At 69.5% G+C, this 17,746-nt stretch carries 11 protein-coding genes; 4 read left to right on the plus strand and 7 right to left on the minus strand.

The window, feature by feature from the left end; translation table 11 throughout:
* From ACI3KX_RS15995 to ACI3KX_RS16005, 3 genes are all read right to left on the minus strand, one after another.
* The coding region (locus ACI3KX_RS15995; RefSeq protein ID WP_404910348.1) for a hypothetical protein at positions 1–529 on the minus strand (529 nt) is incomplete at its 3' end.
* Positions 530–654: 125 nt separating this feature from the next.
* A complete protein-coding gene (locus ACI3KX_RS16000; protein WP_404910349.1) occupies positions 655–3,294 on the minus strand; it encodes a DUF4062 domain-containing protein in 2,640 nt (879 codons plus the stop codon).
* Complete coding sequence (locus ACI3KX_RS16005; protein ID WP_404910350.1) at positions 3,288–5,915, minus strand: DUF4062 domain-containing protein; 2,628 nt, start codon at positions 5,913–5,915, stop codon at positions 3,288–3,290. The genes ACI3KX_RS16000 and ACI3KX_RS16005 overlap by 7 nt, the downstream gene beginning before the upstream one ends.
* 193 nt (positions 5,916–6,108) lie before the next feature.
* Here ACI3KX_RS16005 and ACI3KX_RS16010 point away from each other — a divergent pair, with 193 nt between their 5' ends.
* From ACI3KX_RS16010 to rpoC, 3 genes are all read left to right on the plus strand, one after another.
* On the plus strand, positions 6,109–6,435 hold the full coding sequence (locus tag ACI3KX_RS16010) for a hypothetical protein (protein ID WP_163618826.1): 327 nt from the start codon (positions 6,109–6,111) through the stop codon (positions 6,433–6,435).
* Positions 6,436–6,736: 301 nt separating this feature from the next.
* Positions 6,737–10,237, plus strand: a complete 3,501-nt coding sequence (locus ACI3KX_RS16015) for a DNA-directed RNA polymerase subunit beta (protein ID WP_349426326.1) — start codon at positions 6,737–6,739, stop codon at positions 10,235–10,237.
* A gap of 41 nt (positions 10,238–10,278) precedes the next feature.
* Entirely contained in the window at positions 10,279–14,151 is a 3,873-nt protein-coding gene (rpoC, locus tag ACI3KX_RS16020; protein ID WP_349426327.1) for a DNA-directed RNA polymerase subunit beta', read from the plus strand.
* A 99-nt stretch (positions 14,152–14,250) separates the two neighbouring features.
* Here the strand turns inward: rpoC and ACI3KX_RS16025 are convergent, their stop codons facing one another.
* Genes ACI3KX_RS16025 through ACI3KX_RS16035 form a run of 3 tightly spaced genes read right to left on the minus strand, consistent with a single transcriptional unit; the run spans position 14,251 to position 16,156 of the window.
* The gene (locus ACI3KX_RS16025) at positions 14,251–14,970 is read right to left on the minus strand and encodes a DUF3618 domain-containing protein (protein ID WP_404910351.1); all 720 of its coding nucleotides are present in this window, start codon (positions 14,968–14,970) and stop codon (positions 14,251–14,253) included.
* Complete coding sequence (locus ACI3KX_RS16030) at positions 14,967–15,386, minus strand: phage holin family protein (RefSeq protein ID WP_349426329.1); 420 nt, start codon at positions 15,384–15,386, stop codon at positions 14,967–14,969. Before ACI3KX_RS16030 ends, ACI3KX_RS16025 begins: the two co-directional genes overlap by 4 nt.
* Complete coding sequence (locus ACI3KX_RS16035; protein ID WP_404910352.1) at positions 15,383–16,156, minus strand: hypothetical protein; 774 nt, start codon at positions 16,154–16,156, stop codon at positions 15,383–15,385. The genes ACI3KX_RS16030 and ACI3KX_RS16035 overlap by 4 nt, the downstream gene beginning before the upstream one ends.
* 238 nt (positions 16,157–16,394) lie before the next feature.
* On the opposite strand from ACI3KX_RS16035, the gene ACI3KX_RS16040 reads away from it, so the two are divergent.
* Complete coding sequence (locus ACI3KX_RS16040) at positions 16,395–17,009, plus strand: hypothetical protein (protein ID WP_404910353.1); 615 nt, start codon at positions 16,395–16,397, stop codon at positions 17,007–17,009.
* Between the two features lie 10 nt (positions 17,010–17,019).
* Here the strand turns inward: ACI3KX_RS16040 and ACI3KX_RS16045 are convergent, their stop codons facing one another.
* Positions 17,020–17,625: a hypothetical protein gene (locus ACI3KX_RS16045; RefSeq protein ID WP_404910354.1), complete on the minus strand. Its 606-nt coding sequence runs from the start codon at positions 17,623–17,625 to the stop codon at positions 17,020–17,022.
* Between the last annotated feature and the right edge of the window lie 121 nt (positions 17,626–17,746).

Here is a 17,746-nt window from a genome sequence, read left to right on the forward strand (position 1 = left end):
GTGCGAGCCCGGGGGATCGGCCGCCGACCCCCCCGCCGATCCCGCCTCCACCCAGTGGCTCCATCTCGAATGCACCACCGGTCTCGAACTCCGGCACCGCGGGCGGGGGCGCAGCCTCCGCGGCCGACTCAGGCCCGCCGCCCATGCCCATGCCGCCGACGGCGACCTGCTCCTCGAGCCAGGCGACACCCGTCTCGAAGTCGCTCGCGACCACGGTCAGATGCAGCGTCTCACCGATGATCAGGTGGATCCGCGCCCCGTAGAGGTGGTCGCCCCGCCGCTCGAGGTGGATGAGCTCCGCGATCCCGTCGCGCACGGTGAGCGCGGCGTAGTGGACGTCGTCGCCGCCCCGGACGAGCACGGTGGCGACAGTGTCCGCGCGGGCGTGGAGCATGACATCGGCGAGCAGCGTGATGCCGTGCTCATCAGGCCCGCCGTCCGGCGGCGCCGCGTCGATGCGCACGTCGAGGGAGTCTCCGTCGCCGTCGACGTCGACTGTGCCGCGTGGCACGTCTGGAACCAGAGCCATCTCGACCCCCTCGCAGCGGTGCCCAGTCACCTTTGGATCCGAGGAGCGCAGTTCGGTGGACAGCATACGAGCACGCTTCTCACCGCACCAGAGCACCGCGTGCGCGGTGCTGATACGTCCTTCCCCTACCAGGTGCGCAGGGTGTCGGCGACGGTCTCCCACTCGTGTTCGGGAAGCGCGAGCTGCACGGCCTCGGCGACCGTGAGCTCGGCACCGGCGGCCTGCCCCGCTTCCACGCTCTGGGGGTCGTGACCGCGCAGGATCTCGAGATACGGCGTGTGCACGGTGAAGGCCTCGACGTCGAAGATGCCGATCCGCTGCCGGATCTCGCCGGCCGCGACCGCCAGAGCCGCCGCCCGCCACGCCTCGCTGTGCGCGGCGGCGACGGCGCAGACGCCCTCGAGCCCGTAAGCGACGCCCTCCTCGTAGTGCAGCCGGATCGACAGCAGCAGGGTGTGCACGAACTCCCGCTCGGCATCCTCGGTGCGTCCCAGCTGGAAGTTCAGACGAGCTCGCAGATTGCCGGCGACCGACGTCGTGAACAGGTCGCCGCGCGCCTCGGCGAGCGACGTGGCGCGATCGAAGTGCGCGAGGGCGTCGTCGGTGGCGCCCCTGACCCAAGCGAGCCTGCCGAGCGACACCTCCGTGATGGCCTCCGCCCATGTGTTCCCGCGCTCGCTCAGCGTCACGACCGCCTCGCGCAGTTCGGCATCGGCCTTGTCGGTGTCGAGGTGGGAGAACTGCACGCGCGCGGTCGCGCGCGCGGCGAGGGCCATGGCCGCGGCATCCTCGTCGCCGCTCTCCGTGAACAGCCGCACGCACTCGCCGAGCCCGGCGATCACCTGTTCGCTGGGCCGCTGCCACATCTCGCCCCAGAGGGCGAAGAACCAGGCGATCGCCCGGGTGTGCTGCGTGATGGGCTGGTCGTGCTGCTTCTCGAGCAGTTCGAGCATCCACACCCGCACCTCGGCGAAGAAGCCAGAGATCCACCAGTAGATGAGCAGGCTCCACGCGAAGTCGCCGGCGTCGTCCAGCCGGTTCGTGTAGATGAGGTGGCGCACCGCGGCGCGCAGGTTCGGAAGCTCGAGCCCCAGACGCACGACCGCGTCGGCCTGCCCGCTGCCGCCGAGGCCGGGCGCGATCCGCTGCACCAGGCCCCGGTAGTAGTCGGCGTGCGCGCGGCGCACCCGCACCGCGTCGCCGCGCTCCTTCAGGCGTCCCAGCGCGTATTCGCGCACGAGGGACAGCAGCGAGAACACGCGCCGTCCGCCGACCTCGCTCTGCTTCACGAGCGAGCCGTCGATGAGTGCGGTGAGCGCGTCGATCGCCTCGTCGCCCCACGAGCGTCCCTCGCCCAGCGCCTCGACAGCGTCGAGTGTGAACCGGGTCGCGAAGACGCCGAGATCTTCGAGCAGCTCGCGCTGCGTGTCGGGGAGCAGACTCACGCTCCAGTCGATCGTCGCCCTCATGGTCTTGTGCCGGTCGGGCATATCCCGCACCGCCGCCGTCAGCAGCGGCAGGCTGCGCTCGAGACGCTCCGCGATGCCGGAAGGGCTCAGGATGCGCACCTTGGCGGCGGCGAGCTCGATCGCCAGCGGCAGCCCTTCCAGCCGGCGGCAGATGTCCGCGAGGTCGCCCGCGTTGTCTGCGGTGACGTCGAAGTCGGCGTCGATCGCCCGCGCCCGGTCCACGAACAGCGTCACGGCGGCGGACCGCGTGGCGCGATCCAGGCTCGCCGGACCCTCGCCGGCCGGGGTCGTCAACGGAGCGACCTCGAAGACGCGCTCGCCGCGGATGCGCAGCACGATGCGGCTCGTCACCAGGAACGTCGCCGTCGGCGCGACCGTGTACAGCCGCACCAGGACGGGGGCGGCATCCACGATCTGCTCGAAGTTGTCGAGCACGATGAGCACGCGGCGATCGGCGAGCGCGTGGGCGATGCGCTCCTCGAGCGCCGCTTCGCCGTTGTCGCGGATGCCGAGATAGTAGGCGATCGTCGGCAGCAGCAGTCCCGGCTCGAGCACGCCCTCGAGGAGCACGAAGTACACGCCGTCGGGGAACATGTCGCCGCACGCCAGCGCGGTCTCGATCGCCAGCCGGCTCTTGCCGATGCCACCGGGGCCGATCAGGCTCACCACGCGGTCGGTGCCGCGGGCGAGGAGCGTGCGCACGGCGTCGATGTCGGCCTCGCGGCCGATCGTCGGGGTGTAGGGGACGGGGACGCGTCCGATGAGGGTGGGAGCCTCGGGCTCCGGCTCGGCTGCAGCGGCGACTCGCGATTCGTCGAAGCGTTCGGCGAGGAGCATGGCGAGGTCGCCGGCGACGTGGTCTTCGAGGTCGGCGGCGGTGTGGAAGTGGAGGTAGGCGGCGGTGTCGTCGGCTTGGATGCGCGCGATGAGCTGGGTGAGGCGTTCGTCGCGGGTGTCGGTGTCTTTGACGTAGATGAGTTTGGGCATCTCGGGGGAGGCGAGGTTGTATTCGTCTTCGAGTCCGGAAACCGCTTCTTCGGGGGCGACCCAGCCGTAACTGGCGCCGTAGATGCCGATGAACACGTCGCTCTGGGCGAGGTAGGAGCGGTAGAGGTCGCGGGGAGGGTGCGGGCGGGCGCCCAGCTCGAACATCACGGGCGCGAGCCGCAGTCGCTCGATGGCCGACCTCACTGCTTCACGTTCGTCGGCGAGCTCGCGCAGGGTCGAGCTCACGAACACCCGGATCCGCTGGTCGGGCGTGCGGATCACGTGCGTGCGTTCGGGACCGGTCACCATGAGGGGACCTTCTCCTGCAGGTCGGCTTCGGCTTCGGGGTCGGGCAGTGCGATCGCGATCGCGTCCGCGAGACTCATCTCCGCCCCGGCCCGCGCGCCGGCCTCGACGCTCTCGGGGTCGTCGGCGCGGAGAGCGGCGAGCGGCTCGAGGTGCACCGCGAACCCTGCGATGTCGTACATCCCCGTCGTCTCACGGATCTTCGCGGCGGCCGCGGCGAGGGCGCCCGCCCGCCAGCCGTCGCCCCGCGCCGCGGCGACCGCGCAGATCCCCTCTATCCCGTAGGTCGCCCCGTCGACGAAGTGCAGCCGTATCGACAGCGTCAGAGTGAGGAGGAACTCCTCTTCGGCGGAGTCGCGGTCACCGAGCATGAACCTCAGGCGGGCGCGGTTGTTGCCGGCGACGACCCGGGTGAAGGCGTCCTCCGCGGCCTCGGCGATCTCGACCGCGCGGTCGAAGTGGGCGAGCGCGGCGGGAATGTCACGGCACACCACGCCCAGCTGCCCGAGCGCCACCTCTGCGAGGGACTCCGCCCAGCTGTCGCCGAGTGCGTGGAGTCTCGCGATCGCGCTCTCGAACTCGGAGCGCGCCGTGGCGGGATCGAGGTCGGGGAACTGCAGTCGCGTCGACGCCCGCGCCGCGAGCGCCATCGCGGCGCCCTGTTCGTCGCCGCTCTCGGTGAAGAGGCGCACGGCCGCGCCGAGACCTGCGACCACCTGATCGCTCGGGCGCTGCCATAGCTCGGCCCACAGCGGGAAGAACGTCGCGATCGCACGGGTGCGGGCAGTGATCGGCAGCTGCTTGTCGAGGAGCTCCAGCATCCACATGCGCACGTCGGCGAAGTAGCCCGAGATCCACCAGTAGGGGAGTAGGGTCCACGCGAAGTCGCCGGCGTCATCCAGCCGGTTCTCCTGAACCAGGTGCCGCGCCGCCGCGCGGAGGTTGGGGACCTCCAGGCCCAGTTCGGCGACGGCGTCGATCTGCGCGGCGCCGCGCAGCCGGGGTGCGATCCGCCGCACCAGGGCCAGGTAGTAGTCGGCGTGCGCGATGCGCATCGCGTCGGCCGCGCCACGGGACTCGAGCGCCCCGAGGGCGTACTCGCGGACGATGGCGAGGAGTGAGAAGACGGAGCGGCCGCCCGAGTCGACCCGTTGGACCAGCGACGCGTCGATGAGCGCGGCGAGCGTCTCGATCGCCTGGTCGCCCCACGAGCGCCCCGCGCCGACCGCCTCGACCGCCTCCAGGCTGAAACGTGCCGCGAAGACCCCGAGGTCCTCGAGCATCGCGCGCTGCTCCTCGGACAGCAGGCCCACGCTCCAGTCGATCGTCGCGCGCATCGTGCGGTGCCGGTCGGGCAGGTCCCGCGCGGATGTCGACAGCAGCGGGAGGCTGTTCCCGAGCCTCTCGGCGACATCGTGGGGCGAGAGCAGCCGGATCTTCGCCGCGGCCAGCTCGATGGCCAGCGGCAGGCCGTCGAGCCGCCGGCAGATCTCGACGACCTCCGCCGCGTTCTGCGCCGTCAGCTCGAAGCCCGGCAGGGCGGCGGCGGCGCGCTCGGCGAACAGCCGGCACGCCGAGGAGGCCTGTGCCTGGGCGAGTGTCGCGGGAGCCTCGGGGTCGGGCGTCTCGAGCACTTCGACGTCGAACACGCGTTCGCCGCGGATGCGCAGCACGTTCCGGCTGGTCACGAGGAAGCACGCGCGCGGAGCCAGCGTGTACAGGCCGACGATGACGGGAGCCTCGTCGATGATCTGCTCGAAGTTGTCGAGCACGATCAGGACATGGCGGTCGCCGATCGCCTGCGCGATGCGCTCCTCGAGGGTCGCCGCGCCGGTGTCGCGCACGCCGAGGACGTAGGCGATCGTCGGCAGCAGCAGGCCGGGCTCGAGCACGCCCTCCAACGGCACGAAGAACACGCCGTCGGGGAAGAGATCGGCGTCGGCGTGAGCGGCCTCGATGGCGAGTCGGCTCTTGCCGATGCCGCCGGGGCCGATGAGGCTCACGACCCGGTGCAGGCCTCCCGCCAGCAGCGCACGGATCTCGGCGAGCTCGCCCTCGCGCCCGATCGTCTCGGTGTACGGCGCCGGCACTCGCGCCGCGAGTCCGATGTCGGCCGCGCCCGCCGGCCCACTGTCGTGCCGCGACTGGTCGAAGCGTTCGGCGAGGAGCATGGCGAGGTCGCCGGCGACGTGGTCTTCGAGGTCGGCGGCGGTGTGGAAGTGGAGGTAGGCGGCGGTGTCGTCGGCTTGGATGCGGGCGATGAGCTGGGTGAGGCGTTCGTCGCGGGTGTCGGTGTCTTTGACGTAGATGAGTTTGGGCATCTCGGGGGAGGCGAGGTTGTATTCGTCTTCGAGTCCGGAGACCGCTTCTTCGGGGGCGACCCAGCCGTAGCTGGCGCCGTAGATGCCGATGAACACGTCGCTCTGGGCGAGGTAGGAGCGGTAGAGGTCGCGGGGAGGGTGCGGGCGGGCGCCCAGCTCGAACATCACGGGCGCGAGCCGCAGTCGCTCGATGGCCGACCTCACTGCTTCACGTTCGTCGGCGAGCTCGCGCAGGGTCGAGCTCACGAACACCCGGATCCGCTGGTCGGGCGTGCGGATCACGGGGGATCGTCCCCCAGTCATGACCACATCATGGACCTGTCCGGCCGATTCCGCCACGGTTTCAGTGCATCGGTGTATCGGAAGCGGTCGATCCTCCCCGTTGAGTCCTTCCGCTCGGCTTCCGTCAGGAGTATGGTGCGGCGGTGACGGCGCCGAAGGGGTCGCCGTTGGTCCGATCCGGGGCTTCGGACGTCACCATGGGGAGGGGAATGCGATGAAGAAGGTCTTGGCGTGCGCGGCGGTGGCGATCGGGCTGGTGCTCGGCAGCGGCGGAGCCGCGATGGCAGGAGAGGCGACCGGCAACGGCGGTGAGGCGCAAGGCGCCAACAACTCCGCGTCGGAGTGCGCGTTCTCGGGGCAGGACACGATCGACAGTGTCGAGGGCAACCCCGAAGGCTTCGACGACGACATGCTCGCGATGCGGGGCAACCAGAAGAACGGCTACAAGGGCATCCAGAGCTACGGCATGTTCGTGAGCGCCGGCATCGACGTCGGCGTGAACCCGGGCATGGCCTGCCGAGGAAACCTCGGCAAGAAGTAGGCAGCAGCAGGTCGCGCCCGCGCGCTCCGGCCCTTGGGCCGGGTGCGCGGGTGCGCGGGTGCGTGCTGCGTGGGGTTATACCGCAGCATCCAAAAGTCGTCAAGGATCCGACTGGACACGGCGCGTCGTTCGACGTATAGTGGGTCTTTGCGCTCTTGGATTCCCCCTGCCCTCATATGGTGGTCGGCTGTGCCTGCGCCCCCCCGCGTTCACGCGAGGAGTGCCGCGCGGGTTTCGGGGAAGAGAGCACTCCACCTGACGACAAGGAAACGAGCCCTACGGGCCCACGGAGGTAATCCCCTTGGCTGCTGCGCGCAACGCATCCAACCCCACCACCACCCCTAAGAACGGACGCGGAGCATCCCGCCTCTCGTTCGCCAAGATCTCCGACACGCTGACGGTCCCCGACCTTCTCGCGCTGCAGACCGAGTCGTTCGACTGGCTCGTGGGCAACGAGGCCTGGAAGGCCCGCGTCGCCCAGGCGAAGGCCGACGGTCGCACCGACGTGCCCGAGATCAGCGGTCTCGAGGAGATCTTCGAGGAGATCTCGCCGATCGAAGACCTGAGCGAGACCATGCAGCTCTCGTTCACCAACCCGTACCTCGAGCCCGAGAAGTACTCCATCGAGGAGTGCAAGGAGCGCGGCAAGACGTACGCGGCCCCGCTCTACGTCGAGGCCGAGTTCATGAACCACCAGACCGGTGAGATCAAGACCCAGACGGTCTTCATGGGCGACTTCCCGCTCCAGACCGGCAAGGGCACGTTCATCATCAACGGCACCGAGCGCGTCGTCGTGTCGCAGCTCGTCCGTTCGCCCGGCGTCTACTTCGACAAGACCCCCGACAAGACGAGCGACAAGGACATCGTGTCGGCGCGCGTCATCCCGTCGCGGGGTGCCTGGCTCGAGTTCGAGATCGACAAGCGCGACCAGGTCGGCGTCCGCATCGACCGCAAGCGCAAGCAGTCGGTCACCGTCTTCCTGAAGGCGCTCGGCCTGACCAGCGAGGACATCCTCGCCGAGTTCGCCGGCTTCGACTCGATCGAGGAGACGCTGTCGAAGGACACGATCCTCTCCAAGGAGGACGCCCTCCGCGACATCTACCGCAAGCTCCGTCCGGGCGAGCAGGTCGCCGCCGAGGCCGCCCGCGCGCTCCTGGACAACTTCTACTTCAACCCGAAGCGCTACGACCTCGCCAAGGTCGGCCGGTACAAGATCAACCACAAGCTCGGTGTCGACAAGCCGCTCAGCGACTCGGTGCTGACCGTCGACGACATCGTCGCCACGATCAAGTACCTGGTCCGTCTGCACCGCGGCGACGTCACGTTCGACGGCGTGCGCGGCGGCAAGCCGGCCGAGATCCGCCTGGACGTCGACGACATCGACAACTTCGGCAACCGTCGCATCCGCGCGGTCGGCGAGCTCATCCAGAACCAGGTCCGCACCGGTCTGTCGCGCATGGAGCGCGTCGTCCGCGAGCGCATGACCACGCAGGACATCGAGGCGATCACGCCGCAGACCCTGATCAACGTCCGCCCCGTCGTGGCCGCGATCAAGGAGTTCTTCGGAACGTCGCAACTGTCGCAGTTCATGGACCAGAACAACCCGCTCGCGGGTCTGACGCACAAGCGCCGCCTCTCGGCCCTCGGCCCCGGCGGTCTGTCCCGTGAGCGCGCAGGCGTCGAGGTCCGCGACGTCCACCCGTCGCACTACGGCCGCATGTGCCCCATCGAGACGCCGGAAGGCCCGAACATCGGCCTGATCGGCTCGCTCGCCTCGTTCGCGCGCATCAACGCGTTCGGCTTCATCGAGACGCCGTACCGCCGCGTGGTCGAGGGCAAGGTCACCGACCAGATCGACTACCTGACCGCCTCCGAGGAGAGCGACTACATCGTCGCGCAGGCCGGTGTCGAGCTGAAGGCCGACGGCCGCTTCGCGCAGGACCGCGTCCTCGCCCGTCGCGGCAACGGCGGCGAGGTCGACCTCTTCCACTCGGAGGAGATCGGCTACATGGACGTCTCGCCGCGCCAGATGGTGTCGGTCGCGACCTCGCTCATCCCGTTCCTCGAGCACGACGACGCGAACCGCGCCCTCATGGGTGCGAACATGCAGCGTCAGGCCGTGCCGCTGCTGCGCTCCGAGTCGCCGGTGGTCGGCACGGGCATGGAGGGCTTCGCCGCGATCGACGCCGGTGACGTCGTCACCGCCGACAAGGCCGGTGTCGTCGTCGAGGTCTCGGCGGACGTTGTGACGGTGCAGCTCGACGAGGGCGGCACCCAGGACTACTTCCTGCGCAAGTTCGACCGCTCCAACCAGGGCACGAGCTACAACCAGCGCGTCGTGGTCTCGGCCGGCGAGCGTGTCGAGGCAGGCGAGGTCATCGCCGACGGTCCCGCGACCGAGAACGGCGAGCTCGCCCTCGGCAAGAACCTCCTCGTGGCGTTCATGACGTGGGAGGGTCACAACTTCGAGGACGCGATCATCCTCAGCCAGGACCTGGTGAAGGACGACACCCTCTCCTCGATCCACATCGAGGAGTACGAGGTCGACGCCCGCGACACGAAGCTCGGCAAGGAGGAGATCACCCGTGATCTCCCCAACGTCAGCCCCGACCTGCTGAAGGACCTCGACGAGCGCGGCATCATCCGCATCGGCGCCGAGGTGCGCCCCGGCGACATCCTCGTCGGCAAGGTCACGCCGAAGGGCGAGACCGAGCTGTCGGCCGAGGAGCGCCTGCTTCGCGCGATCTTCAACGAGAAGAGCCGCGAGGTCCGCGACACGTCGCTGAAGGTGCCCCACGGTGAGCAGGGCACGATCATCGCGGTCAAGGAGTTCAACGCCGAGGACGGCGACGACGAGCTCGGCTCGGGCGTCAACCGCCGCGTCGTGGTCTACATCGCCCAGAAGCGCAAGATCACCGAGGGCGACAAGCTCGCCGGTCGTCACGGCAACAAGGGCGTCATCGCGAAGATCCTGCCCGTCGAGGACATGCCGTTCCTCGCGGACGGCACGCCGGTCCAGGTCATCCTGAACCCGCTCGGCATCCCCGGTCGAATGAACTTCGGCCAGGTCCTCGAGCTGCACCTCGGCTGGATCGCCAAGCAGGGCTGGAAGGTCGAGGGCATCCCGGAGTGGGCCGCCCAGCTGCCGGAGCAGGCCTTCGAGGCGCCGGCCGGCACGAAGGTCGCCACGCCGGTGTTCGACGGTGCGTTCGAGGCCGAGATCGCGGGTCTGCTCGACTCGACGACCCCGAACCGCGACGGCGAGCGCCTGATCGACTCCTCGGGCAAGACGCAGCTGTTCGACGGCCGCTCCGGCGAGCCGTTCCCGGCTCCGATCTCGGTCGGCTACATGTACATCCTGAAGCTGCACCACCTCGTGGACGACAAGATCCACGCGCGCTCGACGGGCCCGTACTCGATGATCACCCAGCAGCCGCTCGGTGGTAAGGCGCAGTTCGGCGGTCAGCGCTTCGGTGAGATGGAGGTGTGGGCCCTCGAGGCCTACGGCGCCGCGTACGCGCTCCAGGAGCTCCTCACGATCAAGTCCGACGACATCCTCGGCCGCGTCAAGGTGTACGAGGCGATCGTCAAGGGCGAGAACATCCAGGAGCCCGGCATCCCCGAGTCGTTCAAGGTGCTCATGAAGGAGATGCAGTCGCTCTGCCTGAACGTCGAGGTCCTCTCGGCCGACGGCACGGCGGTCAACCTCCGCGACACCGACGACGACGCCTTCCGTGCCGCGGAGGAGCTCGGCATCAACATCTCCAGCCGCTTCGAGTCGTCGTCGATCGACGAGATCTAAGCGCGCCAGGTAACGAACGAATTTCCGACACAGGAGAACCAGTGCTCGAATCAACCACTTTCGATCAGCTTCGCATCGGCCTGGCCACCGCTGACGACATCCGTCGTTGGTCCTACGGCGAGGTCAAGAAGCCCGAGACCATCAACTACCGCACCCTCAAGCCCGAGAAGGACGGTCTGTTCGGCGAGCAGATCTTCGGACCCTCGCGCGACTGGGAGTGCGCGTGCGGCAAGTACAAGCGCGTCCGCTTCAAGGGCATCGTCTGCGAGCGCTGCGGCGTCGAGGTCACCAAGTCCTCGGTGCGCCGTGAGCGCATGGGCCACATCGAGCTCGCCGCGCCCGTCACGCACATCTGGTACTTCAAGGGCGTCCCGTCGCGCCTCGGGTACCTGCTGGACATGGCGCCGAAGGACCTCGAGAAGGTCATCTACTTCGCCGCGTACATGGTGATCTCGGTCGACGAGGAGGCGCGCCACCGCGACCTCTCGACGCAGGAGAACAACATCCGCCTCGAGCTGAAGACGCTCGCCGACCGCCGCGACGCGCGTGTCGCCGCTCGCCTCCAGAAGCTGGAGGAGGAGCTCGCCGCGCTCGAGGAGGAGGGTGCCAAGGCCGACCAGAAGAAGAAGGTCAAGGACGCCGCCGAGAAGGAGATGGCCGGCATCCGCAAGGGTACCGACGACCAGATCACGCGCCTCGAGAAGGTGTGGGAGGACTTCCGCACGCTCGAGGTCGGCCAGCTCAAGGGCGAAGACGAGATCTTCCACGAGCTGCAGGACCGCTTCGGTCAGTACTTCGAGGCCCACATGGGCGCCGAGTCGATCAAGCGCCGCCTGGAGGCGTTCGACCTGAAGGCCGAGTCCGAGAACCTGCACCTGCAGATCTCGGAGGGCAAGGGCCAGCGCAAGATCCGTGCGATCAAGCGCCTCAAGGTCGTCAACTCGTTCCTGCAGACCGGCATGAGCCCGGCCTCGATGGTGCTCGACGTCGTCCCGGTGATCCCGCCGGAGCTGCGCCCGATGGTGCAGCTGGACGGTGGCCGCTTCGCGACCTCCGACCTGAACGACCTCTACCGTCGCGTGATCAACCGCAACAACCGCCTCCGTCGCCTGATCGACCTCGGTGCCCCCGAGATCATCGTCAACAACGAGAAGCGGATGCTGCAGGAGGCCGTCGACGCGCTGTTCGACAACGGCCGCCGCGGTCGCCCCGTCACGGGCACGGGCAACCGTGCGCTCAAGTCGCTGTCCGACATGCTCAAGGGCAAGCAGGGCCGGTTCCGTCAGAACCTGCTCGGCAAGCGCGTGGACTACTCGGGCCGTTCGGTCATCATCGTCGGCCCGCAGCTCAAGCTCCACCAGTGCGGTCTGCCCAAGCAGATGGCCCTCGAGCTGTTCAAGCCGTTCGTGATCAAGCGCCTGATCGACCTCGGTCACTCGCAGAACATCAAGGCGGCCAAGCGCGCCGTCGAGCGCACGCGCCCCGAGGTCTGGGACGTGCTCGAGGAGATCATCCGCGAGCGCCCCGTGCTCCTCAACCGTGCGCCGACGCTCCACCGTCTCGGCATCCAGGCCTTCGAGCCTCAGCTCGTCGAGGGCAAGGCCATCCAGCTGCACCCGCTCGTCTGCGCCGCGTTCAACGCGGACTTCGACGGCGACCAGATGGCCGTGCACCTGCCGCTGTCGGTCGAGGCCCAGGCCGAGGCCCGCATCCTGATGCTGGCGTCGAACAACATCCTGAAGCCGTCGGACGGCCGCCCGGTCACCCTGCCCTCGCAGGACATGATCATCGGCCTGCACCACCTGACCACGGTCAAGGAGGGCGCGAGCGGCGAGGGTCGCGTGTTCGGCTCGGTCGGCGAGGCGATCCTGGCGAAGGACGAGGGCACCCTCGACCTGCAGGCCAAGGTGCGCATCCGCGTTCCCGGGCTGACGTTCCTCGAGGGCGAAGCCCCCGAGGGCTACGAGCGCCACGGTCTCGTGGACGCGTCGCTCGGTCAGGCGATCTTCAACGACACGCTCCCCAAGGGCTACCCGTTCGTTCGCGAGCAGGCCGACAAGGGCAAGCTGTCGCAGATCGTCAACAAGCTCGCCGAGGAGTATCCGAAGGTGGAGGTCGCGGCTTCGCTCGACCGCATCAAGGACGCCGGCTTCTACTGGGCCACCCGTTCGGGTGTCACGGTGGCGCTGAGCGACATCCTCACGCCCCCGAACAAGGGCGAGATCGTCGCGGGCTACGAGAAGCAGGCCGCGAAGGTCCAGGCGCAGTTCGAGAAGGGTCTCACCACCGACGCCGAGCGTCGTCAGGAGCTCATCAAGATCTGGACCGAGGCGACCGACGAGGTCCAGAAGGCGATGCGGGACAACTTCCCGGCCGACAACACCATCAACCGGATGGTCTCGTCGGGTGCTCGTGGTAACTGGCTGCAGATCCGCAACATCGCGGGTATGCGAGGCCTGGTGAACAACCCCAAGGGTGAGATCATCCCGCGTCCGATCATCTCCTCGTACCGCGAGGGTCTGTCGGTGGCGGAGTACTTCATCGCGACGCACGGTGCCCGTAAGGGTCTGGCCGACACGGCCCTCCGTACGGCCGACTCGGGCTACCTGACCCGTCGTCTGGTGGACGTCTCGCAGGATGTCATCATCCGCGAGGAGGACTGCGGCACGACCAAGGGCCTCGAGTTCACCATCGCCGCCCCCGGCGCCGACGGTGCGCTGGTGCGCGACGCGAACGTCGAGAACTCGGTGTTCGCCCGCACGCTCGCGGCCGACGCCGTCGACCCGAAGGGCGAGGTCGTCGCCTCCGCCGGTGAGGACGTCGGCGACGTGCTCATCGACAAGCTCGTCGGTGCGGGTGTCGAGTCGATCAAGGTCCGCTCGGTCCTCACCTGCGACTCGGCGGTCGGCGTCTGCGCGAAGTGCTACGGCCGTTCGCTCGCGACCGGCAAGATCGTCGACATCGGCGAGGCCGTCGGCATCATCGCGGCCCAGTCGATCGGTGAGCCCGGCACGCAGCTGACGATGCGTACCTTCCACACCGGTGGTTCCGCGTCGGCCGACGACATCACGCAGGGTCTGCCCCGCGTGCAGGAGCTGTTCGAGGCCCGCACCCCGAAGGGCGCGTCGCCGATCGCCGAGGCCGATGGCCGCATCACGATCGACGAGACCGAGAAGTCGAAGAAGGTCATCCTCACGCCCGACAACGGCGACGAGCCGCACGTCTACCCGGTCCTGAAGCGCGCGACGCTCCTGGTCGAGGACGGGCAGCGCGTCACGGTCGGTCAGCCTCTCCAGGTCGGCACGCTCGACCCCAAGGAGGTCATGCGCGTGCAGGGTGCCCGCGAGGTGCAGAAGTACCTCGTCAACGGCGTCCAGGGCGTGTACCGCTCGCAGGGTGTGCCGATCCACGACAAGCACATCGAGGTCATCGTCCGTCAGATGCTGCGGAAGGTCACCGTGGTCGACCACGGCGACACGACGCTGCTGCCGGGTGAGCTGGTCGACTTCAAGAAGTACCAGAACATCAACCGCGAGACCGTGGCCGAGGGCAAGCGCCCCGCGTCGGGTCGTCCCGAGCTGATGGGTATCACGAAGGCGTCGCTCGCGACCGAGTCGTGGCTGTCGGCCGCGTCGTTCCAGGAGACCACCCGCGTCCTGACGCAGGCGGCCATGGAGGGCAAGAGCGACCCGCTCGTCGGCCTCAAGGAGAACGTCATCATCGGAAAGCTCATCCCCGCCGGAACCGGCCTCGCGAAGTACCGCGATGTCACGGTCGAGGCGACGGAGGAGGCCAAGAGCGAGCGGTACCCCAACCGCATCTTCGCCTCGGACGGCGCGTACACCGACGCCGACCTGAGCTACGTCGACTTCGACAGCTTCTCCACGGACGGTTTCACGACCGACTACAACTGAGTCCCCTTCCGGTCGCCGAGCGACCGGGCTGAGACGAAGCAGCACGAAGGGCCCCGGCATCACGCCGGGGCCCTTCGTCGTTCACTGCGGACGGATGCCTCAGCCGAGGCGGTGCCAGCCGGGGGAGTCGTCGCTCTCGGCCGAGCCGAGGGGGTCGGACGACGTCGACGTGCCGGTCTGGCCCAGGCTCTCGGAGCCGGTTGTTGCCGCGGCCCCGTCGCCGCTGGAGGGCGACACGTTCTCGGTGACGTTCTCCTTCACGCGTTCAGCGGTGCTCTGCGCCTCCTCCTTCACGGTCTCGGCAGACGCGACGGCGGAGTCCTTGACCTGCTGAGCGGCGTCCTGCGCCGGGCCCTTCAGTCCCTCGGCCACCTCGTGCGCGGCATCCTTCGCCGTATCCACCGCCTTGTCGACGAGCGGCTGGGCCTTGTCGCGCAGCGCTGTGCTCCACCGCGTCTCCGCGTCGGTCGTGGGGATCAGGCTCGCGACGAGGAATCCGACTCCCGCCGCCAGGAGGCCGACCACGAGCGGTGCGCCCTGGGTCGTCTGCCTGGCCTTGTTCGGGAGGTCGCGCACCGCGTCGCCGGCGGCGCCGACGGCGTGGCCGACCGAGTGGCCGGTGGAGGATGCCGAGTCGCCGAGGTCGTCGGCGACGCCCATGACACGTCCCTTCACGTCGGTCATGACCTGCCGCGCCCTCGTCTTCTGACGCTCCATGATCTTCGGCGGCGACACCTTGTCGGCGAGCGCGTCCACGTCGCGTCCGAGCTCGTCGCGCGTCACCTCGATGTCGGCGCGGATCTGGTCTGGGTTGCTCATGATCTGTTCTCCTCGTTCCTCTTGAGCGCCTCGGGGATCTCTCGAACGGTCTCCACCGTCTGCGGCGCGCCTTGCACGGTCTTCAGCCGGCTCCGCCCGACGGCGTACATGATGCCGGCCACGATGGCCCAGATGACGGCGACGACGACGCCCGACCAGCCGAGGCCGATCAGGGTGCCGAGCGCCCACCACAGGGCGAGGCTCAGGAAGAGCACGGCCATCATGGCCGCGTATCCCGCGCCTCCGAGGAGTCCCGCGCCCTTGCCGGCGCGCTTGGCGGACTCCGAGAGCTCGGCCTTCGCCAGCTCGAGCTCCTTGCGCATCAGGATCGACAGGTCGCGGGAGACCTCGCCCACGAGGTCGCCCAGCGACGTCTCGGCCGCCTTCTGCTGCGACGGCGTGGGCATGTCGGTCATCGTCGTGCCTCGCCGCTGGGCGACCACTCGTTCTGCGCGGTGTCGTCCGCAGTCGACAGCCCCTGCGATCCCGGAGTGGTCGGCATGCTCTCCTGGTCGCCCGCCAGGGCGTCGCCGATCGGGGTGTCGCCGTCTGCGGCGACACCGGTGTCGTTCCAGCCCGTCGTGCCGGCCGTTCCCGCGGGTGCGCCGACGGTGCCGTTTCCTGCGACCATCGGACGGGCGCCCACCCGGCCCGCGCTGCCGTTCGGCATCCCGCTGTCGCTGCGGGCGTCCGACACGAGCGCCCGGGTGAGGCGACCGGCGACGATGCCCACGCCGAGTGCGATCACCAGGAAGGCCCCGGTGTGGCGGCGGGCGAACCCGCGCACCTCCCGGACCACGTCGGCGGGCTCGCGCTGCTCGAGCCAGTCGGCGGCCCGGCGCGTCTGCTGCCCGATCGTGCGCACCGCGCTGGTCGCGGCGCCTCCGGCTCCTGAGGCCGTGCCGGATGCCAGGCTCTCCAGCTCGTCACCGGTGCTGCGCAGCGCGCCGGCAGCGCGGCGCTGCTGCGTCGAGGCCTGCTCCGACAGCTGCGTCCGGGTCTCGTCGAAGAACCCTCGGGCGGCGCGCTTGACGTCGTGGGCGACGCTGCCGGCCTCCTCGCCGGCGACGCCCGCGACGTACTTCGCGCCCGCGTCCACCTCGGCGACCGTGTCGACGGCACGCTCCTTCACGTCTCCCGTCGCCGCGCTCCGACCTGCGGACTGTTCGGTGTCGTATGTCGACATGCTCCTCCTCCTCCACTTTCACGTGCGGTGTCGGTCCGGCGCTGTGCCGGGCCTGGGGATCCGCCGTGGGAGAAAACCGTCCGTCATCCGGGGTGGTTGTAGAGAGGGGGTCGAACTCGGCGCGGCGGGAGTGTATTCTTCACCGCTCGCCGGATCGCGCCGCCGCCGACGGTTCCGCGGCGTGGGTCGAGGCCATCCGGTCATTCCGGCTTACCGTGGAAGCGGAGGTGGGGGCCCCATGGCACGGATCGGCGGTCGCAATGCGTGGATCGCCGTGCCCGCGGGGATCCTGTGCGGGGCGGTCGTCGGGGCGCTCGTGTGGCTGTCTCTGCCGATGCTGCCGGTGACGGTCGCGTGGGTCGGCGACACGCTGCGCAACGCGACGGCGCCGCAGCCGAGCGCGACGCCCGAGCAGACCCCCGCTCAGACGGCGGCGGACGGCGGGGCCGTCGACTGCCGGACGCTGTACGCCGACGATCTCTGGAACGAGCTGACCTGGCGACCCGGCTCGCTCCTCGGCCAGTCGCTCGGCCCGCCCGCCACCACGGCGACCTCGTTCGCCGACGCGGCGGCCCCCGATGTGCTGGTGACCTGCACCTGGCGGTTCGACGCGGGCGGCATCGTCACGACGCTGTCGAAGGTCGACCCGGATGCCGTCTCCATCGCCGAGGCCGCGCTCTCGGGCGACGGGTTCTCGTGCGGTACCGCCGGCGGCGCCACGGTGTGCGCGCGGACGCAGGGCTCGGTGCGCGAGGAGCACACGCTGCGCGACGGGCTCTGGCTCGTGAGCGTCGAGACGCAGTGGCACCCCGATGACTACGGCGCGCGGCTCGACCGCACCGTGTGGGGCTGATCCGGCCGCCTCAGCCGAAGATGCTCGCGACGACAGCGGCCGTGTAGCCGCTGGGTGCGAGGTTCGAGTAGGTGGTGTCGATGAGGATGTCGTCGCGCCAGAACAGCGTGCGCCCGTCGGTCACCGGGTACGTCTCGTTCTGCCAGGTCTTCTCGCAGCGCGTGCCGCCGTCGGGGGTGTAGCAGGTGTAGCCCTCGTCGGTCACGAGCTTGTTGAGCATGTCGAGGGCGGGGCCGCGCGACATGTAGGTGATGGTCGTGACCAGTCCCGTGGTGTCCGTGGCAGGGTCGCGCCAAACGCACACGAGGCCGCCGTCGGGCTGCGCGCCCGACGACCCGAAGGCCGGGTCGTTGAGCGGGATGCCTTCGAGCTGCGCGAGCACGTCGGCGGTGAGGATCGCGCGGCAGTCGTCGGGGATGTCGGCGAGCGGCGTCGCCGACGGCGTCGGGGTCGGCGTCGCGGACGCGTCCCTCGTGGGGGTGGGCGAGTAGGTGAAGCCGTCGCCGGGGGGTGCGTCGTCGGGTGCGCACGCCGTCAGCACGGCGAGCGCGACGAGGACGGATGCCGCGACCGCCGCGCGCCGGCCGCCGCGAGGCGTTCGCGCAGGTGTTGCCATGGGCCCAGGGTAGTGGCGCCGCGCGGCGGCGGTCGCCGCGACGCGGGAGCGCATTCCTCCGGCACGCCTCCGCGGCATGCGCGGGCCCGCGGGCTACTCTGCCACTGCGGGGATTGGCCCT

The organism is Microbacterium sp. ZW CA_36 (assembly GCF_044987475.1).
GTDB lineage: Bacteria > Actinomycetota > Actinomycetes > Actinomycetales > Microbacteriaceae > Microbacterium.